Below are 25,647 nucleotides of genomic sequence, written 5' to 3'. Positions count from 1 at the left end.
AGGACAATTTCTATATCTTTCATCAGACTTTATGCAACTAGCTAAACTAAACTTCAATACCGAATTTGACTTGAAAATCAAGCAAGACAAAGATACATTTTTTATTTATGATTCGGTGCGCAAGATGTGGTTGGTATTGACACCAGAAGAATGGGTGCGACAACATTGGGTCGCTTATTTCCTGAAAATCAAGAAGAAAAATGCCTCAGCATTAATTTTGGAACAAAAATTGGAGGTCAATTCTACGACCAAACGCCTAGATTTACTTGTTACACATCGTACAAAAGCCCAAATTCTAGTGGAACTAAAAGCGCCAAATATCAACTTGACCGAAAAGCAATTCGAGCAAATTGCGCGCTACAATTCTGTGATCCAAGCGCCAGAAATCATCTTGTCCAACGGTTTGCATCACATCTATGCCAAATATATTGATGGTCAATATAAGTTTGAAGTATTTGAATTTTGATTAATTTTAAATTTTAAAACATAACATCATGGAACCGCTTGCTGCTTCGCCAAAACCTTCAAAAAGAAAGAAAATTATCTTGATCAGTATTTCTGTTGTTGTGCTTTTGCTTTTTGCTTTTCCATTTTTACTCAATATTTATCTGAAAGAAAAACTTCCGGATTTAATCAATGAAAAAACACCTTATCATGTCGATATGGATCAATTTAATTTTGATTTAATATCGGGTGATCTTCATATTAAAGATGTTAAAATAAAAAACAAAAACCCTCAAGATACAGCTGTTACACAGATTTCTGGAAAAGTTGGTGAGTTAGAAGTTGCTGATTTTGGTGTTATAAAAGCGGTTTTCTCGAATTCCTATAAAGCAAAATTGATAAAGATTAAAAATCCGAATCTTAATATTCAATTTGCAAAAAAGAAAGATGACCCGAAAAAAAATAACAAAAAACCTGATATTTTCCTCAATGAATTACTCATCGAAAATGGCGAAATAAAAGCAGTAAACCACCTCGGAAAATCTGTTTTTAATGGTAATAAAATTAACGTCGATTTGCAGGATATCGACCTCAATAATGATGACAACAGTCGATTGCCTTTAGGTTTTAGCAAACTTACCATCCATGCCGAAAATCTCGTTGTTACCGTTAATGATTATTATCAAGTTTTGGCAGATAAAGTGAATACGGTTAACAAAGAAATTTCGATTGAAAATCTCCACCTTAGCCCTACCCAAGCGCCCAATCAATACAATGCTAAAAGTGTTTTTGACTTTAAAGCAAAAAACTTTTCGGCGTCAAATCTTAACATCAATCGGGATTCTTTAATCGCTGAAAAAACCTTTATCGACGAGCCTAATCTTACTGTAACTTCTACCAATAAAAAAGTTGTGGACGACAATCCTAAGGAACTAAATCTGAAAATTGCGTTAAAAGACATCGACCTTAAAAATGGAAAATTGTTGGTGCAGAATCCTGATAATACCAAGACTGCGTCTGCCGACCGTTTCAACATCAATATCACTAAAATCGTTTTTGATAAAAATACGGTGAAAGAGAAAATCCCTTTCAAATTTGATCAGCATAATATTGACATTTCCAAAGTGTATTTCCGTGCTAACAATAACCAAGAAGTGCGTGTTGGACATATTTTCACGAAAGATGCTAACTTAGCAATTGATAGTATCGAGCTCGCGAAATTGGGCAACAATCCTAATGAAAATATTTGGTCAGGTTTTGTTAAGAAAATCAATATTCAAAATATTAATCCAAAACTTGATGGTCAAAAAATCAACCTAAATCTTAATGCAATTTCTGTTGATGATGCAAAAATTGCAATGACGCCAAAAACTAATAAAACAGCCAAAAAACAACAAAATACAGATTCTGGTTTAGCTTTAAATATTGGAAGCATCAAGCTGAACAATGCAGCTTTTCAACAATTATTGCCAAATGGACAGCAAAAAATGTCTGTTGCCAACATTAATGCTGCTTTTAACAATTTTAAAATTGATGCAACAACGCAAAAAAACAAAACGCCTTTCACCATAGCAAATCACGATATTAAAACTGGTGAAATCTTTCTAGATGCTGGAAAATACTATACTTTGCGAATCAAGAATTTCGAAAATAACGGAAAGCAAAGTACAATTAAAAACTTAGCTTTTAAATCCAAATACAGCCGAAAAGAATTCTCGCGAGTTATTGCAAAACAAGAGGATTTGTATGATATTACCGCAAATAGTATTCAAGTTTTTGACCAAGCATCTTTGTTCGAAAATCACGATCAAATATTGTTGAGCAAAGTCATTGTTGATGGTGTTAATTGTAGTATTTATCACGATTTGGCACCTCCAGAAGATCACAGCGCAAGAAACATGTTTAGCGAAAAACTACGAAATATTAAGATTCCACTTTTTGTAAATCTTGTACAACTCAAAAACTCTTATGTTTCGTACGAAGAAGACGCGGTTAACAACAACAAACCGGGAAAACTCTTTATGAATGCCTTTAACGCAGATATCAAAAATGTTGGTAATGGAAAGGTAAAAGGTACGTCCAGTCATGTAAATATTGATGCTGATTTCAAATTTTATGGAACTGCACCAACAAAAGTAAATTGGAATTTTGACGTTATGAACAAAATGGACGAATACAAAATCAATGGTAAAATTGAAGGTCTTTCTGCCAACGAAATTAACCTTTTTGTGCGTCCATATCTTAACCTTACTTTGGACGGAAAAATCAACTATCTACGATTCAATTATTCTGGAAACAAAAATATTATCCGCGGTGATTTCTTCCTTAATTATAATGACATCTATGTCAACTTCCTTAATAAAAAGGGCGAAAAACGGAAACTCTTAAACAAAGCTGTGAATGTTTTGGTTAAAAGCGATTCCAAAAACGGAGGCAAAACTGTGCAAATTGAAAAAGCGAGAGATGCCGATCGTTCTTTCTTCAACATGCTGTGGCAAGGTATTATGGAAGGTTTAAAAAAGACTTTGATTTCAGAAAAAATCTAAAAACTTGTTTAAAAATTTTATCAATAAAATTCAAACATACTCTAGGTTAGCTACTAACTTTCGCAGACCATCGTTTTACTAAAGCATCGTAAAGTGCATCGAATTGATTGTCATCATAAAAAAGAAATGGTAACGAAAAATTAGTATCATTATTTCTATAGATTCTTATCCGTTTTTTATCTGTAAATGGGTGACTATCATCTTTAACAATCTTATTGATATCTACGAATTTGATTACCAAAGTAGGTCGTGAAAAAAACATTTTTAAAACTTGTCCTGAAGCTGCTCTGCCCCTAACATCATAATCAACATCAAGATAATGAATAGCATCATCATCAAAATAAAGCTGAATGGCGTTATTAATATTTAGCAAAAGTTTGGTTCCATTATATGCCGCGTAAAGTCCTCCAATTAGCAGACTTAATGCAAGAAGGAGTGTAAAAATGGCATCAAATGTCAAATGTCCAAAATCAGTAAATGTTAAACTTCCATAAAACAAAAAGCAACAAAAAAATCCAATGAGAATCAAAGGAGCTCCAAAAAGAAATATTCTCAATTTTGCGATTTTAACGACAACAACATTCTGGCTATTATAATTGTATGGAGAAATTTTAGTTTTATCATGTGGTCGCATTTTGGTAACTACAACTAGAACAGCAACAATTACTGCAATTGCAATAACAAAACAAATGACTTGAAAGAAAGATATTTCCATAAAATAAAAGTATTTACAATTTTAAGGAAATTTTATCTTTTTTTAGTAAAATCTTAGCTTAACATTCTCGTTTTAATACTATCCAAACTAAAAAAAACAATGATGAATAACTTTGATAAAAATAAACATCTTCTATGGCGGGCAGGTTTTGGTCCCAAAAGTAGCAATCTCGATCTACTTCAAAAAGATCCAAAAGAGGTGTGGAAATTACTACAAAACGAATCTTCACAAGACGTGTCAAATATTACGATTGTTGATGCAAGCAATTTAATGCTTGACGACAATTTCAAAAACAATCCCGAAGCCAGAAAAGCTAGGACAAAACTTCTTAACAAACAAAGCAATGACATTGCATTAGATTGGATGAAGCGGATGGTAAACTCGCCGCAGCAACTTCGCGAAAAGATGGCTTTTTTCTGGATGGGACATTTTGCATCGCGCATTCAGAACAGTAATTTTAATCAAGATTTTCTGAATACTGTTAGGCAAAAAGCTTTGGGTAATTTCAGCGATTTGTTGGTAGCCGTGAGTCAATCTGCATCGATGCTTTCTTTTTTAAATAATCAGCAGAACAAAAAAGGACATCCTAACGAAAATTTCGCGAGAGAAGTGATGGAACTTTTCACGATCGGACGTGGCAACTATACTGAAAAAGACATTAAAGAGGCGGCTCGTGCCTTTACTGGTTGGGGTTATGATAAAATGGGAGTTTTTCAGGAACGTGCCAACCAACACGATACTGGCAGCAAAACATTTTTGGGGCAAACTGGAAATTTTACAGGAAAAGATATCCTCGATATTATCGTTCAGCAAAAAGCTACGGCAAAATTTATTTCGGGAAAAGTTTATAGATTCTTTGTAAATGATATTGTAAACGACGCTCACGTCAACGAACTTGCAGATGTTTTTTATCAAAGTAAATATGATATTTCGAAATTGGTGGATCATCTTTTCACTGCCAAATGGTTCTACGACGATGCTAATGTCGGTGCAAAAGTAAAATCTCCTGTCGAGCTATTTATTGGTATTGAAAGAATTTTGCCTTTGTATTTCGAAAAGCCAGATGTAATCATCAATTACGGAAATCTTTTGGGACAAGTAATCTTTAGACCGCCGAATGTTGCTGGTTGGCCAAGTGGCGTCAATTGGATTGATAGCAGCACTTTACTTCTTCGGATGCAGATTCCGCAGATTTGGAGTGGCATTATTCCGCTTGAATATAAAGCAAAAGAGGACGACGATATCAATATGGGATCCAAACCAAGTTTTAACGCAAAAAATGCGAAGGCGACCATCAATTGGTCAAGTGCCGAAGATTTGCTAAAGGGTGTTAATCTCACCAATTTGCTTTTGCAAAAGAACATTTCACCAGCCAAAAATGTGTTGCAAGAATATTCGGGAAAGACGTTAGAATCCGATATTATCAACATCATGAGTACGCCAGAATATCAACTTTGTTAAATCTACGACAGCTATGTTAATCAACAGAAGAAATTTCCTGAAAATAGGCTCTTTAGCAAGTGCTTCGCTGATGATGCCAAAATTTTTGCAAGCGATGACACTTCCAAGTGCTTTGCCTGTACAAGACCGAATTCTTATCGTACTACAACTAAGTGGCGGAAATGATGGACTGAATACCATAATCCCTGTCAACAACGATATTTATTATAAAGGAAGAAACGGAATTTCCATCAAAAAAGCCGACGCTCTTTCCTTAACCGATGAAGCTTCTATTAATCCTGCTTTGACCTACTTTAAAGAATTGTACGATAACGGCGAACTTGCTATTATGAACGATGTTGGCTATCCAAATCCTGATAAATCCCACTTCCGAAGTATGGATATTTGGCAGTCTGCAAGCGATTCTAAAGAAATCTGGAATACAGGTTGGCTTGGTCGTTATCTCGACGAAGCTTGTCACAGTTGCGATCATCCTACTCAAGCTTTGGAAATCGATGATATGTTAAGTTTAGCATTAAAAGGGAATCAAAAGAAATCAATTGCGCTCACCGACCCAAAAAGACTTTTCAATTCCAGCAACGAAGCTTTTTATAAAAAGTTAAATACGGCTCATACCCACGAAGATCAAGTTGTAGATTATCTTTATCAAACCTTGGGAGACACGATTAACAACGCCTCTTACATTCTTGACCAGTCCAAAACCAAAGCAACAGCAGCGACTTATCCAACAACGGGAATTGGTAAAGATCTAAAATTGATTTCGTCTTTAATTAATTCGAACATCAATACCAAGGTGTATTACCTTTCAATAGGAAGTTTTGACACACACGTTAACCAATTGGCAACCCAAAAGAATCTCTTTACCCAAATAAATGACGCAGTGAAAGTTTTTGTAAACGATATGAAAGCCAACAATAGATTTCAAGATGTTTTGCTAATGACTTTTTCCGAATTTGGACGTCGTGTTGCACAAAATGCAAGTGGTGGAACCGACCACGGAACTGCCAATCAAATGTTCTTCATTGGTGGTGGACTTAAGAAAAAAGGATTGTTAAATCCTCTTCCAGATTTAACCACTTTGAACGACGGCGACCTTATCTACAAAGAAGATTTTAGAAATGTTTATGCAACAGTTCTCAAAAAATGGCTCAATGCTGATGACACCAAAATCTTAGCACGTCAGAATAATTTTTATGATTTTATATAAATAATTTATGATATGAAAAACAAAAAACGTCCTATTTCTAGGACGTTTTTTGTAACCTCGATAGGATTCAAACCCTTAATCCTCATCACCTAAATATTTTAACACGCATCAATCGTCCTTTCTGATTGTTTATTTGTTACTTATTTTTATTCTATTATTACTTTTTTGTTACTAGCTTTTTCCCTCTGTTTATTTTACCAATCATCTTTTTTGTCAATAGAGGATTTTAAACCATTTACAAACTCATTTGTTTTTTCGGTTATTCCATTGTACAAATCTTCCATCCATACCTTGCCATCTTTTTTGAAAATTGATTTTCCTAAAACAACACTTCCTCCAGTTAGAAAAATATTAGAATCATAATTGTCATCAACATACGCATCTTCAAAAGTTGGTTTAATCATAATCTTAGCATCTTTGAAATTTATTTCATAAGTATTGATCATATAAGTTATGGTGGCAAGCCCGAGAATCTTATTTACTTTGGCAATGGCACTTTCTCTTAATTTTATTTGACCATACTCTACTTCATTATAACCATCACCTTTTAAGTTTTTAAAATTTGAATGAATATACATTTTAGTTTTGTCAAATAATTGCTTTTGTGTTTGATCTGGGAATTCCAAGACAATAAAGTTTTTTGTATTGTCATATTCAGTAACAAAATTTTCAGGCGTTAATTTGAATTGACTATTACCCATAAAAGAAATAGCCATAATCGGAACAAGTAATAATTTTTTCATACTATTTGAATTTAATTTATTCTGCTTTAAATCGAGTAAATCTAATATTAAAAGTAAATGGTTTTTCTCTACCTAGTTAATGGAACGGACATTGAACAAATCAATTATTGTTGGAAATACTTACAAGAAAACTGGATCTCATGTAATCGAAATTCAATTTTTTCATTGTGCATTAATCGTTACTGTTATTGTTACCGATTAAATCGCTATTATTATGAATGAAGTGTAGTAAACCCGTTGTGAGATTGGGTTTACTACGTTGTGACTGCGGAGGGAGTCGAACCCCCAACCGTCGGAGCCGAAATCCGATATTCTATCCAGTTGAACTACGCAGCCGCTATTTTTTAATTTCTGTAAAAATACATTAATTAAAAGGAAATTTTAACACCGCCCATAACTTGAGCGCCTAAAACTTTGTATCCATAAAACGTCTGATACTTGGTGTTTAGAAGGTTATTTCCTAATACAAAAATACTGAAATTTTTGTGGACTTTATACTCCGCGGAAAGGTTTAGGTCAACATATCCGCCAACTTTCTGATTCTCATTTTCTTTAATATCATAAGCTGTAGGAAAAGTAGCACTATTTTCTTTAATTTCGAAGGTATTCGCTGTTCTATCCGTTACAAAAATTCCCTTAAAGCCAAGATTTAACTTCTTAGCAAGCATCGAATATTTTGCACCAATTGTTGTTTGTACCAAAGGTTTGTAATAGACTTCTTTTAGATTGTCCAATGTATATTTTGTAAATTGAAACTCACCATCAAGCACCAAATTTTCTAAAGGAAAAACCTGAACGCTCGCCTTAACTTCGCTGGTCGTTCCGTTGTCATAAATAGCACCAAAAGTATTTGCAAAGTCAAACGCACGACGGTTGTTCGTCAGTGTTTGATCAATAATTGAGTTGTTTTGGAAAAACAAAATATCATTCTGTTTGCTATAACCTGCGCTGATGTTGTATTTTAAAGTTTGGTCAACATCTCCTTTAATTCCAATGTAAAAACGGTATTTGGTCTCTGTTGGTTTTAAGTATAAATCTGAAATCATATAGGGATTTTCGTCCAATAATTGATTGTAAGAATTTAGTTTTAAACCACCTTCAACACCACCAAAGAACTTGAATTGATCTGTTGCAGAGATTTGTACTTCTGCTTTTGGAAACCAATAAAACTTGCTGTTTTTTTCTTGTTCCAAAATTAAACTCTGGTGTTTTTGGTTTAAAAATGAAAAATCAGAACCAATTGTTAAATAAGAGTTTCCTTTGAAAAAGCTTAATTTTGGACCAAGGTTAAAATTGAACAAATTGTTTTGATTCTTATCCAAAATTCCAAAATTAGAATTCACCAAATCCATCCCAACTCCCAAATCTGCATTTAATTTGATATCTGTCGATACATCTAAATCGTGTTTAGAAAAGTTAGCCAAAGCCTCAGCTTGTGTCTCCTTTGAATCAAAATGGTCACTAAGAATCGATGATTTTACACGAACATTATTTAGATATTCATTGGAATAATGATCATAAAACGCATTGATTTTAAAACGGTTAACTTTCTGTTCCAAATCTACATTCGCATCAGGCGAAAATGTATAAATACCATAATAGTTGTATTTGTCCATTCCGAAATTAGCATCAATATTGAATTTTCCAGTTTCGGTGTAGGCATTCAGGAACAAACCTGCTCCCAACTGACTTTGTTTGGAAGACCAATCATATTCTTTCTTCAAGCCACTTGTTGACAAATAATGAACATCGGCTCCAACTTCTACATTGTCACCTACTTTTCCCGAAATATTAGCATCAGCAAGGAATTTTCCGTAATTGCCATAACCGATTTGGAAATAGTTATTTTGCTTTTCAAAATCGAATTTTGGAGAAATGTCCTCAGCTTGGATTTCAGAAGTTTTGAAATCAGAAACTGGCGGAACATCCGTTACATCGTATTTTACAACTTCATTGGCTTTTGCTTCAGGCGGATAATTTTTCTCTTGCTGTACCGAAGTTTTCTTCTTTTCGATTCTTTTAACTTCTGGCTCACGCTTTCTGTCGAGCACCAATTTTTCTTCCTTAAGCTGTGCAAAAGAATTTTGGCATCCGAATCCGCTCAAAAATGCAATAACTGCAATGTATTTTAGTTTGTTCATTTTTTATTTTAAATGATTAAAAAATCGAATAGTTTGTAGACGTATTTTCTAATAATTGACTTTCGGTTTTTTAATTAATTTGAGTTCTATTTCTAAATTTTATTTCGAGTAATAATCGAAACTCGCCTTTGCAATATCAGCGATAATCTTCTCATTAGTAGCTTCTTTCTCATAAGAATCACTAACAAATACACTGACAATGATATGTTCTTTATTAGGCAAAGTAATAACACCGATATCGTTAGTTGCGGCTGTTTTTCCAGCCTCATCAGTATAAGATGTTCCTGTTTTGTGCGCCACCAAAGTTCCTTGTGGCAACTCGCCTTTTAGACGCTTAACGCCAGTGTTGGTTTCTTCAAGGATTTTGATAATTTCTTTTTTTGAAGCTTCTTTTAAAATCGGTTTTGTATAAAGCTTTTCCAAAAGTTCATTTGCCGAATTTGCATTCCAGTAGTTCTGATATTGCAATTCCAAAACAGTGTGCATCTCTTGTTCATTGGTAGCAATCTGGAAGTCTTTAATTCCGATTCTATTCATGTATTTTTGAACAACATCAACGCCTCCTATCCTATTAAGTAAAATGTCGCAACCATTATTATCACTATTTGCCACAAGATATTTCAGCATTTCACGAAGTGGCAATTCGCCACCATTGGGATTGGCATCGCGCATTGGACTGTGCGTTCCTTGCAGTAATTCTTCTTTAGTAAATTTTATTTTTTGATCAATCTTAAATTTTCCTTTATCCACCAAATCTAAAATCGCTAAACCAATAGGAAGCTTAAAAACACTTTGCATAGGAACATGTCGATGTCCATTAACACTCAATGTATCTTGCTTTTCGAGATGCCAAACTGCAACACCTATATTCGCTTTTTTGTCTTTAACAATCCCTTGAATCGTTGCACTAAGGTCTTTCTGCGCAAACAAAAACTGCGATGATACAACAATTGCTGCTGATAATATTTTTGTGATGTTATTCATTTTTTCTCTTTTTTCCTAGGATTGAGTCCTAGGCTATTATTGTTTGTCCCTTTGGGACGATTATTTTATCTGTTACAATGGGGACTGCTTCTTACTTATTTCTCCTAGGATTTCATCCTAGGCTATGAATATTTGTCCCTTCGGGACACTTATCTTTATTTTTTATAATAGGACTGCGTCCTATTCTTTGTTAATTTCCTAGGATTTCATCCTAGGTTATGATTGTTTGTCCCTTCGGGACAATCTTCTTTGTTGCAAAATAATAGGACTGTTTCCTATTCTTTGTTAATTTCCTAGGATTACATCCTAGGCTATGAATATTTGTCCCTTCGGGACGATCTCCTTTGTTGCACTATAATAGGACTACGTCCTATTCTTTGTTAAGTCGTCCCTTCGGGACTTTACGTATTACTTTTTGATTTGCGCTTTTACTTCTTTAGCTTCGGCAACAACATCTGGGAAATCACCATAATTGTTGATGATTTGGTCACAAGTGTATGATGCTTGATAATTATCTTTTAGAGCCAAATAGTTTTTAGCCATAATCACCAAAGCTTTTGCACCCCAATATTCTTCGGAAGCATAATTGTTTGCGAGTTTGAAAATCGTTTCATTACTGCTTTTGAATGCTTTTCCTTTGTTCTGATAATAAGCTTTTGCATAAAGTGCTTCGGCTGCAACTTCTGGATTCGAAGATTTTTCTAGAGCAGCAAAAGCTGTCTGCGCGTCTTTATCTTTTCCACTTTGCATTGCACCTCTTGCTTTTACAATTTTAGCTTGTTCCAAAACAGCTGCAGAGTTTTTAGTATTTTTTAATACCGAATCTGCATATTGCTCAGCTTTTGAAAATTCCTTTTTCTCAGCATAGATTTTCATCAATTCTAAAGCAGCAAAATTCTTGATACTCGCATCATTAGAGTTTGCAACAGCTTCTAAGTATTTCTGCGCATCCGCAGATTTACCTTGGTTGATGTAGATTTGCGCCAACCTAACTTGGGCATCTTGCTGATAATCATTTTGAAAATCGGCAACATTTTGAAGAATCAATAAAGCTTTACTTAGGTTTTTACTTTGATAATAGCTTTCGCCCAACTCGTATTGTGCTTGATAAAAACTAGAACCTGTAGGATCGTTTGCTAAATATTTTTCGTAATAAGTAATTGCTTTTGCAAAGTCTTTTTTAGCATAGCTTTCTTGTGCTAAAGTCAAATTAAGTTGATCTTTTTCGGTGCTCGAAATGTTAACACCAAGACTTTTAGCAAAGCTTTCGTAACCTGAAATATCTCCTTTTTTAACATAAGCTGGACGCGACGCTGCAACAATTTTATCGGCGTAAGCTGAATTTTTGTATTGCGTTCCAAGTTGTTTTAACTCAGTTAAGGCTTTATCAATTTGATTTTGATCGATGTAATTCTGAGCACGATAGATTTGCGCATTTGCCACTAAGTCTTTATCTGGACTGGTTTTGATAACTTGGTCGAAATAATTATTAGAGTTGGCAAAATCATCATTTGAAGCATAAGCTGTCCCAATTTCGTATTGTGCATCATCCTTATATTCGCTATTTGGATAAGACGAAATCAACTTTTTAAGCTCAGTGATTTTAGCAACAGTATCGCCTTTAAAACCTAAAGCCATTGCTTTTTGGAACAGAATATAATCTGCAGCACCATCTGCTTTGTTGTAGATGTCAATTGCTTCGTTCAACTTGTTATCAGCGTAATAAGTATCTGCCAAACGCAATTCTGCATCAGCCTTAAACTCTGGTCTTGGGAATCTCAAATATTCCTTAAAATGTTCTTGTGCAGATTCGAAGTTTTTATTTTTAAAATAGGCATAACCCAAATCGTAATCCAATTGCTCGCGCTCTGGGAAATTTTCGGCAGTCTCATTTTCTAGTTTTAAATAAGCAATAATTGCAGAACGATAATCTCCTTTTTGATAGTAAGTTTGCCCCAACCAATACTGTGCTTTTTTCGCAAATTCTTTGTTTAAGTTGTATTGCAAACTTTGTTTAAAATATTGCTCAGCTGCATCGTAATTACCTTTATTAAATTCTTCCGAACCCAAAAGATAGGCAACCTCCTGCTCTATTTTGTTGGTTTCTGGTGTTTTGTTATCAATTTTCTTTAGAGCATTTAATGTCTCTTGGTAGTTTCCAGAATACAAATAAGATTTCACCAACAGACTTTTCATTTCAGCCGATTTGGGCGATTTCGGATATTTGTCAACATAACGTTGAATAACTTTTGGCGCTGTCTCAAAAGGATTTCCAATATCATAGCTCAATTTTGCATATTGTTCCAAAGCCAATTGCTGAACTTTGGGATCATATTGCATATCAGCAGCATTTTTGTATGCAGAAAGAGCTTCTTGCTTTTTGTTGGTCTGTAAATAAGCATTTCCCAATTGGTAGTACGCGTTTTGCGCCAATGGCGAATTACTGTTAATCAATTGGTTATAATAATTAACGGCATCCTCTGATTTACCAGCCTTTGCAGCAACAAATCCCATTTCGTAAAGATCACTTTCCGACGGATTTCCAGCTTTGTCAAAATATTTTTTAAGATAATGATAAGCGGATTGATAGTCACCTTTCATAAAGTAGCTCTCTCCTATTATCTTTTGGATTTCATTTTCGTAAGCTGATGAAGTTCCCGATGCTAAAAGATCTTTGGCTTCAGAAATTGCTTTATCATAATCTTTGTTGTTAAAATACATCTGAACATAATATGGACGCACCATCGCCGCATATTGCTCATTAAATTTCACTTGGTCAAAATAACTAAAAGCCTTATCATTTTGATGATCGGCATAATACAAATGTCCCAACATATAGGCAACTCCTGCTTTATCATTCTCGTTAGAAGCATTTTTGTAGGCTTCTTCCAAGGCATCGATGGCTCCAGCAGAATCACCAGTCATAAATTTGGCATACCCCAACTTCATGATGTATTGCGTGTTTTCCTCTTGGCTCAATTGGTATTGATTAATCTTTTGCAAAGTCTCCAAAGCTTTTGGAAAATCTTTCTTTGCTAAATAATAATCTGCCAAAGGACCGTTGGCTTGCGCAAAAAATGAAGACTTTGGATATTCTTTCATAAAAGCTTCAAAACCTTCCTCCGCATGATTTTGTTGAAGAATCATCGAAATAACTTGGTTAAAAAACAAAGCCGCTTCTTTTTTGGACTCCGACAAAGTCTGATTATAAAAATACTGTCGTGCGTACTCGTACTGAGATGCGCCGTAGATTTTTGTTTGGTAAAGGTTTTCCGCTAAGTTGTAGCGATAGGCCTCTTTGTCGTTAAAGTATTTTGATTGTTGCGCTTGTGAGATTCCGTAGAAAGAAATCAATGACGCAAGGATTATTTTTTTTGAATTCATCTAAGTCTAAAACTTTTTGCTGAAACTGATGTTATAGTTACGAAACGAAAATAAGGAAAACTTATTATCTAAGCAACTTACAAAAGCTTTTAAAACACAAAAATATTTAATTTAAAATAAACTTTAAAACCGAAAGCCTATTAAAAAATTTCACCAATAAAATTTAAATGATTATCCGTAATTGTGCCTAAGTTATTTTTTTAACAAAGCTTGTCATTGGCTACGCCGAATCTTCGATTTCCGACGCAGGAGGAATCTCTTAGAATCAAATGTTTGAGATTCTTCGCTTCGCTCTGAATGACATTGTTTTCTTAATTTGGGTAACTAAGCGGACAATCAAAAAATTTAAAGAGGCATTTGTAAAAAACCGAAAATTACATCATTAGAAAATCCTCAATTCTTAGAAGAAAAATCTTCATCCAAAAAATATTGAAATTAAAGTCAAATTCTCTGTTTAACAATGTTTAAAAGATTTTTTCCTTAAAAAAGAAAAGCTTTACAGAGAAATATCAAAAATATCGAACAAATTGAACTTTAACAAAGTTTAAGTTTATTAACATAAAGCTAACAGCCTATCAAAATTTTGTTACATTTGTTTTTATTTTCAAAAATAAACTACTATTAATGAATTCACTTTTTAGAAGAAAACAATATTCAACAGATCCTAACCAAGGTCAGCTGAATCGTGTTTTGGGCACTTGGGACATCGTATTTTTTGGAATTGCAGCCATTATCGGAGCAGGAAGTTTTAGCAGTTTGGGCGAGGCAATTTTCCGTGGTGGTCCTGGTGTTATTATTTTGTATCTAATCTGTGGATTTGCTTGTGCCTTTACAGCCATTTGTTACGCAGAATTTGCGAGTAGAATACCAACTGCCGGAAGTGCGTACACCTATGCCTACGCCAGTTTTGGAGAATTAATTGCTTGGGTTATTGGCTGGGCACTTATTATGGAATATAGTTTTGGTAATATCTATGTTGCCTTTTCGTGGTCCGATTACTTCACAAGTTTTATGAGCCGAATTGGCATTCACATTCCCGATTATTTGACGTGCAGCTATACGGAAGCTAAAAAAGCTGTAGCAAGTGGTTCTCTCAACAAAGAATTAATTAATGCTTGGGCAACTGCGCCTGTTATTGGCAACCTCAGAATTATCTTTGATTTACCAGCTTTAATGATTAACGGAATTATCACTTGGCTTTGTTATCAAGGTATAAAAGAAAGTAAAAACGTTAACAATTTCTTCGTAATTCTAAAACTATTTGTCATCCTATTGGTTATTGCAGTTGGTGTAGCTTATGTTAACACAGGCAACTGGTTCCCGACCAACAACGAAGGTGTTAAAAGTATGATGCCTAATGGTTTTTCTGGTGTTATGTCGGCGGTTAGTGGCGTTTTCTTCGCTTATATCGGATTTGATGCATTGAGTGTTTTATCAGAAGAAACTAAAAATCCACAACGTGATTTGCCTCGCGGTATGATGATCTCATTAGGACTTTGTACCGCAATCTATATTGTATTGACCTTAACACTAACAGGATTGGTAGATTACAGAAAATTCGATGGCATTGGTGATCCTTTAGCTTTTGTCTTCCAAAAGGAAAATCTAAATATTCCATGGATGGAATTTGTTGTGGCTTTAATTGCAATTGTGGCGATTACAACTGTACTTTTGGTGTTCCAAATGGGACAACCTAGAATTTGGATGGCGATGAGCCGCGATGGATTGATTCCGAAAAAATTCCAAGAAGTGCACAGTAAGAATAAAGTACCGTCTTTTGCGACGATTGTTACAGGTATTGTTGTAGGGATTCCGATCTTCTTTACAGATAAAACCTTTATTCTTGACTTTACAAGTATTGGGACAATTTTCGCGTTTGTATTGGTTTGTGCAGGTGTTTTGATGCTTCCACCAAAAGAAAAAATCAAGGGAAGATTCCATATGCCTTATATCAATTCGAAATATATTTTTCCGATTGTTTTCCTTGGCGGCTTAATCTTCTTTTACTTTTGGCAGCCAGAGTTTTTCCATACTTTATTAGACTGGAGCGATCCTGTAGAAGGCGAATTCCGACTTTCGGTTACTGTATTTTTATTGATCAATTTTGTGTTAGTCTTTTTAGCATTTACCAAAAATCTTTCATTAATACCATTGGTTGGACTAAGCTCTTGTCTTTACCTATTAACAGGTATGACGCATAACAACTGGTTTTGGTTCGGATTATGGTTTGCGATTGGTTTGGTTATCTACTTTGCATACGGCAGAAAACATAGCAAATTGAATAAGTCTTAAAACTATTTCAAACATAGAAAAATACAAATCGGAATCTATTTTTAGGTTCCGATTTTTTTTGAAAAAACCCCGTTGGCATAATACTTGACACAAGTTTTGAAAATAAATAAATGCTTATGAAATCAATTACAAAAAGTCTATTCGCGGGAGTTGTATTATTCTCTTTGGCACAATGTAGCGTCCAAACTTCCGAAAACACAAGCATCAAAACCTTGTTTGTAAGCGCTGAACAAAAAGACTGTTCTGCAGGTGCAGGACAACAAAAATGTATGTTGGTTCGCGAAAAACCGACAGACCAATGGACGTATTTCTACAGCAATATTGATGGATTCAACTATCAACCAGGTTACGATTATGTGTTGACGGTCAGCACATCAAAAATCGAAAATCCACCAGCGGATTCAAGTTCGATAAAGTATACATTAATCAAACAACTCTCGAAAACAAAAAGAGAACCTTAATAACAAAAAAGAACCTCAATTGAGGTTCTTTTTTTATTGCAAATATTTCGTTATTTTATCACTATTTGGTTTGGTCGTACTCATAAAACTATCAATGACATAACCTTTTTCGTCCAATAGAATTTTTGTAAAATTCCACAAAATAGAAGTGTTTTTAACACCATTCTCCTCCTTTTTGGTCAAGAATTTATAAATGGGCGCCATATCATCTCCTTTCACCGAAATCTTTGCAGCCATCGGAAACGTCACACCATAATTCTTCTCGCAAAAACTAGCAATTTCTTGGTTACTGCCCGGTTCTTGTCCGCCAAAGTTGTTTGCCGGAAATCCCACAATCACCAGTTTGTCTTTATAAGTTTCGTACAAAGATTCAAGCTCTTTATATTGTGGTGTAAAACCGCACTCTGACGCAGTATTTACGACCAAAATTTTCTTCCCTTTGAAGTTCGAAAAATCAATCGTGCTACCATCTAAAGCCTCAACTTTAAAGCTATGTATCGACTTCGCTTGCGAATTTCCTTTTGTACAACTAAACAATCCAAATAACATAATCAGTAAGTATTTCATAATTTATAAAATTTTGGGCGTGCCCACTTGCCGCCATTAGGCCCACTTGCCGCCATTAGGCTCGCTTCGCTCGCCCCGCGCTGCAAGCGGTCGGTCTACGCGCAGTCGCTCTTTTTTTGCCAATTCTTTTTCCATTTCTCAAAAAAGGAGCTCCAACAATGCGCTTCGCCCTCACGCAAATACAGTTATAAAGATAGCTATTTCGGCAGAATATTTGACTTTGGTGTAATAATTTTGTTGAAAAGCTTGAGAAAAACAAAAAAGCATATTTAATTTTTTTTTATTAATCCTACATCACAATCATTTCTAAATTTTGATGCTTTTTTTAACTGAGTTAAAAATCAAATTCGGACAAAGATTTAATTCAATAATAATCATCAAACAAGCTGACAAATAGAAAAGATATTTGTAGTTTTAAACATCCGGCTAACTCTTCCTTATCCAAGCTACATAAAACTTAATTAAATAAAACACTTACACAAAAGATTAACAAATGGAATCTAGCATTCGATATTTCAAATTTTTTATCATTGCAAATGCATTGTTTCTATCTTCATGTCAAGAGAAATTTGATGATCGGATTTTCGCTTCTAAAGATAAAATTTCACTTGTGGGATTAAATAGCTATCCACTTCCCAAAGACAAAATCATGTATTGTAATATTCCCCCTCAAAAGGAACCACTTATCGGTTTTGCAGCAAATTTTGAAAAATTCGATAAGTATTTAATAAAGAATACCAAAGGAAAATTCATTGCTTATGTTGCTGATAACGCAAATAAAAAAATCATTTTTCGTGAATACTTATATCTACAGAATCCATCTAAAATTAGCACCAAACAAGATATCTACGCTTTACTAAACAAAGAAAACATTGAGTATAAAGTTATACAGGAGCAATATGATAATAGTTTTTTTGGTGACAAAATCAAGCTATTAACTTATCAGAATAAAACAGATACAGCTTATCATTATATCAACATATCAAAAACAATGGTCCTCATTAACACTTATTATAATCCAAAGGATAGTTTAAAAAATTATTGGTTCGACATCTATCGCGTCTTCGAATAATCTTTGCCAGAAATAGAATAAAGAAGTATTTTTTACAAAAATATAAGTGATTTTGTTTTTCAATCTTTCTAAACTCGACATTTTTCCTTAATTTAGAAGCTTCTTAAAAGAAACACAAACCCATTTGATCCAAACCTTAAAAAATAACACCGAATTACACAAAGCCATTTTTATCGTTTGGCAAATTTCAGGGCTCATTTCCATTTTGGTTTTATCACTTGTTTTTTTTACCACCGAAGATTTTTTACTTAGCAAAATACCAACTTGTCCTTCGCAACTGCAAGGCAGTTCGTGTATCCTCTGTGGATCATCTCGCGCTTTTTTCGAAATCAAACATCTTCATTTCGGCAAAGCCTTACAACTCAACTCATCTAGCATTTTCATATTCTTTGGATTATTGATTAATGCTGGATTTTTAATAACATATCAACTTAAAAATTTTAGAAAGTAAACGATTATGAAAACAGTTGCATTAGTAATTGGTATCCTAGCAATTTGTGGGATGCTATTAGGATTTATCCCATGTTTAGGCGCATTTAATTGGATTAACATCCCATTTTCCGTAATAGGTTTAATACTTAGCGTTGTGGCTTATGGTAAAGAAGATGACCAACCAAAATCAAATGCCATGGCAGGAATTATCATGTGTTCTATTGCAATGGTTTTAGGATTTATTAGACTTATCGTTGGTGGTGGAATTGTTTAATAACCAACCAACTAACAATAAAAGCAGTTTTTATGATTATTAAAGGCTGCTTTTTTTATTTAATTATATTTTTCAAAAATCATCGTTAAATACGCAACAAATCTTGATCGGAATCTAACAGGAAAATATCTTGACAAAAACAGCGAAATCCCGTGGTAAAATATTAAAAGCTATTTGGTTTTATTTTTTAAATTTATCATGTATCAAACAATTTAACTTTTAATCTTTTAGCTATGAAAAAATGGATTTCAATTTTAATCGTGTTTTCGATTATTTCTTGTGATAAAAAAAATGACGAATCCGTAAAGAACAAAGCCAATGATAGCTTAAAAGTTGAAAAGGTCGTATCACAAGAAAAGCCACAAGAAGTCACACTAGACGAAGCCATTGTTGACATCATAAAAGCCTATCAGCAAAAAGATAATGTGAAAATCAACAGCTACATTAACAAAAAATACGGAATCACTTTTCTCTATGCTAGAGGCGCATTTAATAACATTGGGACTTCCGAAGATTTTTCATTCGCAAAGCCTGTTCCTGACTATTTGCCTTATGTAGTCGATTTCAAAACCAATTATAAAATTACCCATAGCACTTTGCCGGAATTTGATTGTGGAACAGAAACTTGGAATAACCCTGAGGGCATCTATGTTGACACGAAAAAGCATGACAAAACACTATCTTATGTAGCGAAGTCCGAAGTTGAATACATCGATAAAGACGCTTGGTCGAATGCAGAAATCAAAAAATTCGAAGAGATTGAAAACAAAAGCCATAAAGTAATTTTAATCTATGAAAATCAAGATGCTTTTATTTTTTATGTTGCGCCAATAGATGGTAAATACTATCTAACTGCCATTGATCGATTTGAGGTTTGCTCAGCATAGTTATTGTTAACCTAAAAACACTTTGGCATAAATCGGAAACAGAAATTTTAAAATTTTTGTCAAGAACTATATTCGGATTAAATTAATACTCATCAAGTTGTTCAACAAAGCTTGTATCATATTAATAATCAGCCAGATAACTAACATTTAAAAACAAAAAAAATGCCCAAAGAAAAACTTAAATATTAAGTCATCTTTCGAGCATTCTAAAATTCGTTTTTTATCAGAAAATATTGCCAAAGTTTTAGCAATAAAGAATTCATAAAATTCTTAAGGATTTGATTTCACAACATTGTATAAAATCGAATCTCTTTTTATTTGAGGCAAATCATTTTTATAATCAAATATTGCTGCTTCCCAATCGCCATAACCCACATTTGGAAGAACAATAAATTTCTTTCCAAATTCATTTTTAAGCGTTTGCACAGCTTGTGCACGCTTTTCTTCGCTTGGATGATTATCAAATAATGAAGAAAAATCCGTCAAACTATCTCCCAATAACATCACGATATCATACTTTTTCGCAACATCTTGGCGACGATTTTCTTTACTACTTTCTTTGCTTCGGAAAATTACATTTTGCGGACTTTGGATAGGAAACTTATAACGCTCCAGATTGGCAACCGTCCCAGCACGCTCGTCTTCGTTTCTGTTGGTAATGTAAAAAATCTGAACACCTTTTGACGCTGCATAATTAAAGAAATCCAAAGATCCAGAAAGTGGTGTTGCAACACCTTTTGAAGTCCAATTTTTCCAACTTTGCAGGTCATAAATTTTTCCTTCTTTAGCCATTTCTACAGCGTAATAAGAATTATCCATAAAGGTCTCATCAATGTCCGTTACAATCGCTAAAGGCTTTGCCGATTTCTTTGCTAAAGCCTCATCCAAGCGGAATTGTGCAACATTATAAGCTTGTTGACACAAAGCTTGATACTCGGCAGCTCTTTGCTGGAAAAACGCTGCGTAAAGCTTTCCATCAACTTGAAGATTTTGATAAGCTGGTTTTGCTTGCTGTGTGTATTCTACAGCCTTATGTGTTGTTTGACAAGAACTTACACCCAACAACATTGCGCCGCCAACTATCCAATTAAAATATTTCATTTAAAAATTATTTTTCACAAAATTAAAAAGAAGAATTTACTTCTTCTTCAAAAACTCAAAAAAATGCAAAGTTTATTTCTTTAGATACTTTACCAAATATTTTGGAACATCCTCAAATCCTTCACGGAAATAAAATCGATGCGCCGCCTCACGCGTAAAGTTGCTATGCAGCTCTATCCTATCGCAATCTCTTTCAACAGCTAGCTTTTCACAATAATCCAACAGTTTTTTGCCAATGTTTTTGCCACGCGTATTTTCGTCAACCACCAAATAACTGATTCTTGCAAAATCGCCTTCCACCGCAATCTGAGGAATAAAATGCATTGAGATAAAACCTAATACCTTTCCACTTTCTTCATAAACCAAACTGCATTCGTTTTCATCTTTAAGAAATTTTGAAATCTTAGAAGACATAAAAGATTCCGTGTTTGGATATCCCATTTGTGCTAAAAGCTCAGAAATTCGACTGGCGTCATTTGCCTGTATTGGTCTTATCATTTTTAAAATTTAAAGGTTGTTACAATTTAGTTTTTTTGGCTTAAATAAAAAACATCGCCCAAGTCAAAAACTCGGGCGATGCAACAAACTATTACTTAATCTATTAATTTTTTAATGAAAAAAATGTCTCATTCCCGTGAACATCATCGGGATTTTGTGCTCATTAGCAGCATCAATACTTTCCTGATCCTTCATACTTCCACCAGGTTGGATAATTGCTGTAATACCTTCTGCTGCACAGAAATCAACAACATCTCTGAAAGGGAAAAATGCATCAGAAGCCAAAACTAAATCGCCAGAGAATTTTTCTTTTGCTCTTTCGATAGCTTGTTGTGTTGCCCAAATTCTGTTAACTTGACCACCGCCAATTCCGAACGCTTGGATGCCATTTGACACTACAATTGCGTTTGATTTTACGTATTTAACCACACGTTGCGAGAACAATAAAGCTTTTCTTTGCGCTTCTGTCGGTTGCGTTTCCGTAACAACTTTAATATCGTTAGAAAACTGATTATCATTATCTTGTACCAATATTCCACCATCAACCTTAACCCAAGTTTGCTTGTCCGAAACAGCATTTTTGATTTTGATAACGCGAAGGTTTTTCTTTTTGTTTAAAACTTCCAAAGCTTCTGCCGTAAAATCTGGCGCCATAACTATCTCTAAAAAAGTTTTGTTAAGTTCTTCAGCAGTTGGCGCATCAACAGTGTAATTCATTGCTACGATTCCTCCAAAAATTGAAACTGGATCGCACTCAAAAGTTTTTTGATAAGTTTCTAAAGCCGATGTACCGATTGCAACGCCACAAGGTGTCGAGTGCTTAACCGCACAACAAGCCATTTCTTCTTTGAACTCAGTAACAACTTTCCAACAAAGATCCATATCTCTCAAATTATTGAAAGACAACTCTTTACCTCCAAGTTGTTCGAAATCCTTCATCGCACCATTTTCGATTGTCGAAACATAATAAGCAGCCGATTGATGTGGATTTTCTCCATAACGAAGGTCAGCCACTTTTTTGTAAGAAGCATTTAGATATTGCGGATATTCTTCATCCAATAACATCTTTGCAATCGCAGCATCATAAGCAGAAGTTAAGTTGAATACTTTACCAGCAAGCGTCTTTCTGGTTTCTAGAGTTGTATCTCCAGAAGTTTCCATTTCTTGCTTTACCAAATCGTAATCTTCTACATTGGTGATAACTGCTACAGATTTAAAATTCTTAGCAGCAGAACGAAGCATAGAAGGTCCACCAATATCGATAAACTCAACTTTTTCGTCTAATGAAATATCTTTGTTAGCGTTTTCGAAAAATGGATAAAGATTAACAATAACCATATCGATAAGTCCGATTTGATGCTCTTTAACGGTGTTCATGTGCTCTTCATTATCACGAACCGCAAGAAGTCCACCATGTACTTTTGGATGCAAGGTCTTTACACGACCATCCAACATCTCTGGAAAATCGGTTACTTCATCAATCTGAATTGGATTAAGACCTGCTTCTTTTAGATGTTTAAAAGTTCCACCTGTAGAAATTAATTCCCAGTTGTTTTGCTCTAAAAACTTTGCAAAATCTTGCAATCCACTTTTGTCTGAAACACTAATTAATGCTCTTTTTTTCATTTCAATTTACTTTTTACAGCCATTTCAAAACTGCAGTTTTACCGGTTCTTTCAACTCCGGATTTTTATTTTTATAGGATTTATATCAATTTAAATTTACTTAAAGTAAGTATTTAATTAAAACCATTTTTAACATCTGATTTTTAGACAATTAAAAATATCACTTAAAATAAACTTTAACTAAATTCAATTAAGAATTTAAAACTTTATTAATAGCTTTTGGAAAAATTTCATATTCAATAATGTGAATTTTTTGAGCTAAACTTTCAGCAGTTTCATTTTCATCCAATGCAACTTTTCCTTGCAAAATAATATCGCCTTCGTCAACACCTGTCGTTACATAATGAACTGTTGCACCACTCTCCTTTTCTTTAGCTTCAATAACCGCTTCATGAACATGATGTCCCCACATTCCTTTTCCTCCAAATTTCGGCAACAATGATGGATGAATGTTAACCATTTTTTTATCCCACTTCTGGCAAAAGTCTGATTTTAGAATTGACAGAAAACCTGCCAAAACAATCAAATCTGTATCTTTTGGAACTAACTTATCCAACTCGTCAGAAAACGCTTTTCCTCTCGGAATTAAAACATTATCAATCTGATGTTTAGCAGCTCTTTCCAATCCAAAACATTCGCGGTCCGCAACAACGAGGTTGATTTCTGCATTTTGAATTTCACCAGCAGCAATACAGTCGATAATACGTTGAAGGTTGGTACCAGAACCAGAAACTAATATTGTAATCTTTTTCATACTTGTATAATGTATAATCTACAACGTAAAATGAATATTATCTCCATCTTAGTTTGTACATCATACTTTTTACATTTTACAATAAAACGATTTTCTCGTTACCTTCCGTGATTTCTCCAATTTCGTAAGCATCCTCAAGCAATTCTAAAACCTTGTGAGCATGCTCTCCATCAACAACCACAATCATCCCAACGCCCATGTTGAAAGTCCCAAACATCTCTTCTCTAGCAATATTGCCACGTTTTTCTAACTCCAACATAATATTCGGAATTTTGATTTTTGAAGCTTCAATACTTGCACAAAGTCCATCACCAATAATTCTTGGAATATTCTCGTACAATCCACCGCCTGTGATGTGCGCGATACCGTGCAAAGGCACTTCATTTAACAATTTATGAATATCTTGATAATACAATCTTGTTGGTACCAAAAGCGTTTCGTACAAAGGCTTTCCTTCAAATTCTTCTTCAAAATTTGGGAATACTTTTCTTACCAAAGAAAAACCATTAGAGTGGAAACCAGAACTTGGCAAAGCAATAATTTTGTCTCCAGTTTTAATTTTTGAACCATCAATAATCTGGTCTTTCTCTACGATGCCCACACAAAATCCTGCAACATCGTAATCGCCTGGTTGGTACATCCCTGGCATTTCTGCAGTTTCACCACCAATTAAGGCACACTCATTATCTTTGCAAGCTTTCACCATCCCAAGAACAATTTCGGCTGCGATGTCAGAATCCAACTTACCGCAAGCCAAATAATCTAGAAAAAATAATGGTTTTGCACCATGACAAAGAATGTCGTTAGCACACATTGCAAAACAGTCAACGCCGATAGAGTCATATTGCTTGGTATCCAAAGCTACTTTTAACTTTGTACCAACGCCATCTGTTCCCGACACCAAAACTGGATTTTTGTAGTTTCCAATTTCATAGAAAGCTCCAAAACTCCCTAAGTTATTAAGAACATTTTTGTTATGCGTTTCTGCTACTGCAGATTTTATCTTGTCTACGGTTTTGTAACCTTCCTCTTTGTCTACGCCAGCTGACTTGTAAGTGTTGCTCATGATTCTTTTCTTTTACTTTTTGATTTTTTTGGAAAACCAAAGACGCAAAATAGATTAAGTCTTACGCCTTTAGCTCCCAGTCGAAATCCGACAATGCCGCATTTCATTTTCACTTTTCACTTTGCCTGCAAAAGAATTGCTAGGACTTTCAGATTTATTTCAAACTATATTGTTTGCGAGCTAATTATCCTCAAAAAAAGGACAATAAAAAAGCCGACAATCTTTCAGATTATCGGCTGTATTTTAGTTCAGACTTTCAGAGCCCACAACTTTTCCTTTATTGGAATAGTAGCAATGCGGCTTCAAATAGTTGGTCTGAATATTCACTTTCTTTCTTTTTGACAAAATTAAAACTTTTTGGATAAATATCCTAGAAAATTTTGAATTCTAGTTTTCCAAAATACTTTCTAGCTGTTTAATCTTTGCAATTTTTTCGTTTAACTCATTGATTTTATCAACGTTAGTAAGTCCCTCAACTTTGTCAATATTATCTTGATAAAATGGTACTGAGAAAGTTTCAATAACATTACCACCATGGAAAGGGAATCTTTTGCTTGCCGCTTCTAACACGCCAGCACCACCTCTTGCTCCTGGAGAAGTTGACATCAATAACATTGGCACTTCACTCCAAACAGTTCTGTCTTTAATTCTAGAAACCCAGTCAAATACATTTTTGAAAGCTGTCGTGTAAGTCCCGTTATGTTCTGGTAACGATAACAAAATAACATCCGAAGCATCGATTTTTTCAGCTAACTTTTGAGCTTCCGCAGGAACGCCAGACTTCACTTCGATTTCGTGTTTGTAGATTGGCATTTCAAAAGCATTCATATCAAAGAATTCTACTTCGTTGTTTTCACCGAATTGTTTCGCTGCGTATTTAACCAAAACACTGTTCATTGAATTTTCTGCGTTACTACCAGAAAGTGCTAATATTTTCATTTGTTTTATTATTTTAAAATTTTACTCTGCAAAGATAGAAGACTTTTGAAGCGA

General features: G+C 34.3%; 22 protein-coding genes and 1 tRNA gene. 10 read left to right on the top strand and 13 right to left on the bottom strand.

Annotated features, from left to right (window positions below; all coding sequences use genetic code 11):
- Positions 1-31 precede the first annotated feature (31 nt).
- Both Q1V95_RS01730 and Q1V95_RS01725 read left to right on the top strand, forming a co-directional pair.
- Positions 32-466 carry a type I restriction enzyme HsdR N-terminal domain-containing protein gene (locus tag Q1V95_RS01730; protein ID WP_300669616.1) on the top strand — a complete coding sequence of 145 codons (435 nt, stop codon included), beginning with the start codon at positions 32-34 and terminating at the stop codon, positions 464-466.
- 28 nt (positions 467-494) lie between these two features.
- Positions 495-2,990, top strand: a complete 2,496-nt coding sequence (locus Q1V95_RS01725) for a hypothetical protein (protein WP_300669610.1) — start codon at positions 495-497, stop codon at positions 2,988-2,990.
- Between the two features lie 46 nt (positions 2,991-3,036).
- On the opposite strand, the gene Q1V95_RS01720 is transcribed toward Q1V95_RS01725, so the two are convergent.
- A complete protein-coding gene (locus Q1V95_RS01720; RefSeq protein ID WP_300669607.1) occupies positions 3,037-3,705 on the bottom strand; it encodes a hypothetical protein in 669 nt (222 codons plus the stop codon).
- A 99-nt stretch (positions 3,706-3,804) separates the two neighbouring features.
- On the opposite strand from Q1V95_RS01720, the gene Q1V95_RS01715 reads away from it, so the two are divergent.
- Positions 3,805-5,166 carry a DUF1800 domain-containing protein gene (locus Q1V95_RS01715; protein WP_300669604.1) on the top strand — a complete coding sequence of 454 codons (1,362 nt, stop codon included), beginning with the start codon at positions 3,805-3,807 and terminating at the stop codon, positions 5,164-5,166.
- 13 nt (positions 5,167-5,179) lie between these two features.
- A complete protein-coding gene (locus Q1V95_RS01710) occupies positions 5,180-6,373 on the top strand; it encodes a DUF1501 domain-containing protein (protein ID WP_300669601.1) in 1,194 nt (397 codons plus the stop codon).
- 194 nt (positions 6,374-6,567) lie between these two features.
- On the opposite strand, the gene Q1V95_RS01705 is transcribed toward Q1V95_RS01710, so the two are convergent.
- The 5 genes from Q1V95_RS01705 to Q1V95_RS01685 all read right to left on the bottom strand — a co-directional run bounded on the left by Q1V95_RS01705 (position 6,568) and on the right by Q1V95_RS01685 (position 13,625).
- Positions 6,568-7,116: a hypothetical protein gene (locus tag Q1V95_RS01705; protein ID WP_300669599.1), complete on the bottom strand. Its 549-nt coding sequence runs from the start codon at positions 7,114-7,116 to the stop codon at positions 6,568-6,570.
- Positions 7,117-7,378: 262 nt separating this feature from the next.
- Positions 7,379-7,452: transfer RNA gene (locus Q1V95_RS01700), tRNA-Arg, on the bottom strand.
- Between the two features lie 32 nt (positions 7,453-7,484).
- Entirely contained in the window at positions 7,485-9,257 is a 1,773-nt protein-coding gene (locus Q1V95_RS01695; RefSeq protein WP_300669596.1) for a TonB-dependent receptor, read from the bottom strand.
- 99 nt (positions 9,258-9,356) lie between these two features.
- Positions 9,357-10,241, bottom strand: a complete 885-nt coding sequence (gene bla, locus Q1V95_RS01690; protein ID WP_300669593.1) for a class A beta-lactamase, subclass A2 — start codon at positions 10,239-10,241, stop codon at positions 9,357-9,359.
- A gap of 408 nt (positions 10,242-10,649) precedes the next feature.
- Positions 10,650-13,625 (bottom strand): tetratricopeptide repeat protein, encoded by a 2,976-nt coding sequence (locus Q1V95_RS01685; protein WP_300669590.1) that lies wholly within the window; start codon positions 13,623-13,625, stop codon positions 10,650-10,652.
- A gap of 624 nt (positions 13,626-14,249) precedes the next feature.
- Here Q1V95_RS01685 and Q1V95_RS01680 point away from each other — a divergent pair.
- Both Q1V95_RS01680 and Q1V95_RS01675 read left to right on the top strand, forming a co-directional pair.
- The gene (locus tag Q1V95_RS01680; RefSeq protein WP_300669588.1) at positions 14,250-15,917 is read left to right on the top strand and encodes an amino acid permease; all 1,668 of its coding nucleotides are present in this window, start codon (positions 14,250-14,252) and stop codon (positions 15,915-15,917) included.
- 116 nt (positions 15,918-16,033) lie between these two features.
- Entirely contained in the window at positions 16,034-16,378 is a 345-nt protein-coding gene (locus tag Q1V95_RS01675) for a DUF4377 domain-containing protein (protein ID WP_300669586.1), read from the top strand.
- 33 nt (positions 16,379-16,411) lie between these two features.
- Here Q1V95_RS01675 and Q1V95_RS01670 read toward each other — a convergent pair whose 3' ends face one another.
- Positions 16,412-16,945, bottom strand: coding sequence for a glutathione peroxidase (locus tag Q1V95_RS01670; protein ID WP_300669584.1), 534 nt, complete (start codon positions 16,943-16,945; stop codon positions 16,412-16,414).
- Between the two features lie 493 nt (positions 16,946-17,438).
- Here Q1V95_RS01670 and Q1V95_RS01665 point away from each other — a divergent pair, with 493 nt between their 5' ends.
- The 4 genes from Q1V95_RS01665 (at position 17,439) to Q1V95_RS01655 (ending at position 19,610) form a co-directional block, all read left to right on the top strand.
- A complete protein-coding gene (locus Q1V95_RS01665) occupies positions 17,439-18,017 on the top strand; it encodes a hypothetical protein (RefSeq protein ID WP_300669582.1) in 579 nt (192 codons plus the stop codon).
- 124 nt (positions 18,018-18,141) lie between these two features.
- Complete coding sequence (locus Q1V95_RS16260) at positions 18,142-18,468, top strand: DUF2752 domain-containing protein (RefSeq protein WP_366143262.1); 327 nt, start codon at positions 18,142-18,144, stop codon at positions 18,466-18,468.
- A gap of 51 nt (positions 18,469-18,519) precedes the next feature.
- Complete coding sequence (locus tag Q1V95_RS01660; protein WP_300669580.1) at positions 18,520-18,723, top strand: hypothetical protein; 204 nt, start codon at positions 18,520-18,522, stop codon at positions 18,721-18,723.
- A gap of 233 nt (positions 18,724-18,956) precedes the next feature.
- Positions 18,957-19,610 (top strand): hypothetical protein, encoded by a 654-nt coding sequence (locus Q1V95_RS01655; RefSeq protein ID WP_300669577.1) that lies wholly within the window; start codon positions 18,957-18,959, stop codon positions 19,608-19,610.
- 270 nt (positions 19,611-19,880) lie between these two features.
- Here the strand turns inward: Q1V95_RS01655 and Q1V95_RS01650 are convergent, their stop codons facing one another.
- The 6 genes from Q1V95_RS01650 to Q1V95_RS01625 all read right to left on the bottom strand — a co-directional run bounded on the left by Q1V95_RS01650 (position 19,881) and on the right by Q1V95_RS01625 (position 25,593).
- Complete coding sequence (locus Q1V95_RS01650; RefSeq protein ID WP_300669574.1) at positions 19,881-20,711, bottom strand: 5'-nucleotidase, lipoprotein e(P4) family; 831 nt, start codon at positions 20,709-20,711, stop codon at positions 19,881-19,883.
- A 72-nt stretch (positions 20,712-20,783) separates the two neighbouring features.
- On the bottom strand, positions 20,784-21,209 hold the full coding sequence (locus Q1V95_RS01645; protein ID WP_300669571.1) for a GNAT family N-acetyltransferase: 426 nt from the start codon (positions 21,207-21,209) through the stop codon (positions 20,784-20,786).
- Between the two features lie 111 nt (positions 21,210-21,320).
- A complete protein-coding gene (gene purH, locus Q1V95_RS01640; protein WP_300669568.1) occupies positions 21,321-22,835 on the bottom strand; it encodes a bifunctional phosphoribosylaminoimidazolecarboxamide formyltransferase/IMP cyclohydrolase in 1,515 nt (504 codons plus the stop codon).
- Between the two features lie 189 nt (positions 22,836-23,024).
- Entirely contained in the window at positions 23,025-23,588 is a 564-nt protein-coding gene (purN, locus tag Q1V95_RS01635; RefSeq protein WP_300669565.1) for a phosphoribosylglycinamide formyltransferase, read from the bottom strand.
- Positions 23,589-23,664: 76 nt separating this feature from the next.
- Positions 23,665-24,654 (bottom strand): phosphoribosylformylglycinamidine cyclo-ligase, encoded by a 990-nt coding sequence (purM, locus tag Q1V95_RS01630; protein ID WP_300669562.1) that lies wholly within the window; start codon positions 24,652-24,654, stop codon positions 23,665-23,667.
- Positions 24,655-25,041: 387 nt separating this feature from the next.
- A complete protein-coding gene (locus tag Q1V95_RS01625) occupies positions 25,042-25,593 on the bottom strand; it encodes an NAD(P)H-dependent oxidoreductase (protein ID WP_300669560.1) in 552 nt (183 codons plus the stop codon).
- Positions 25,594-25,647: the final 54 nt, after the last annotated feature.

This window comes from Soonwooa sp., assembly GCF_030151385.1.
Classification (GTDB): domain Bacteria; phylum Bacteroidota; class Bacteroidia; order Flavobacteriales; family Weeksellaceae; genus Soonwooa.
This window is presented reverse-complemented; position numbering and strand designations above follow the sequence as displayed.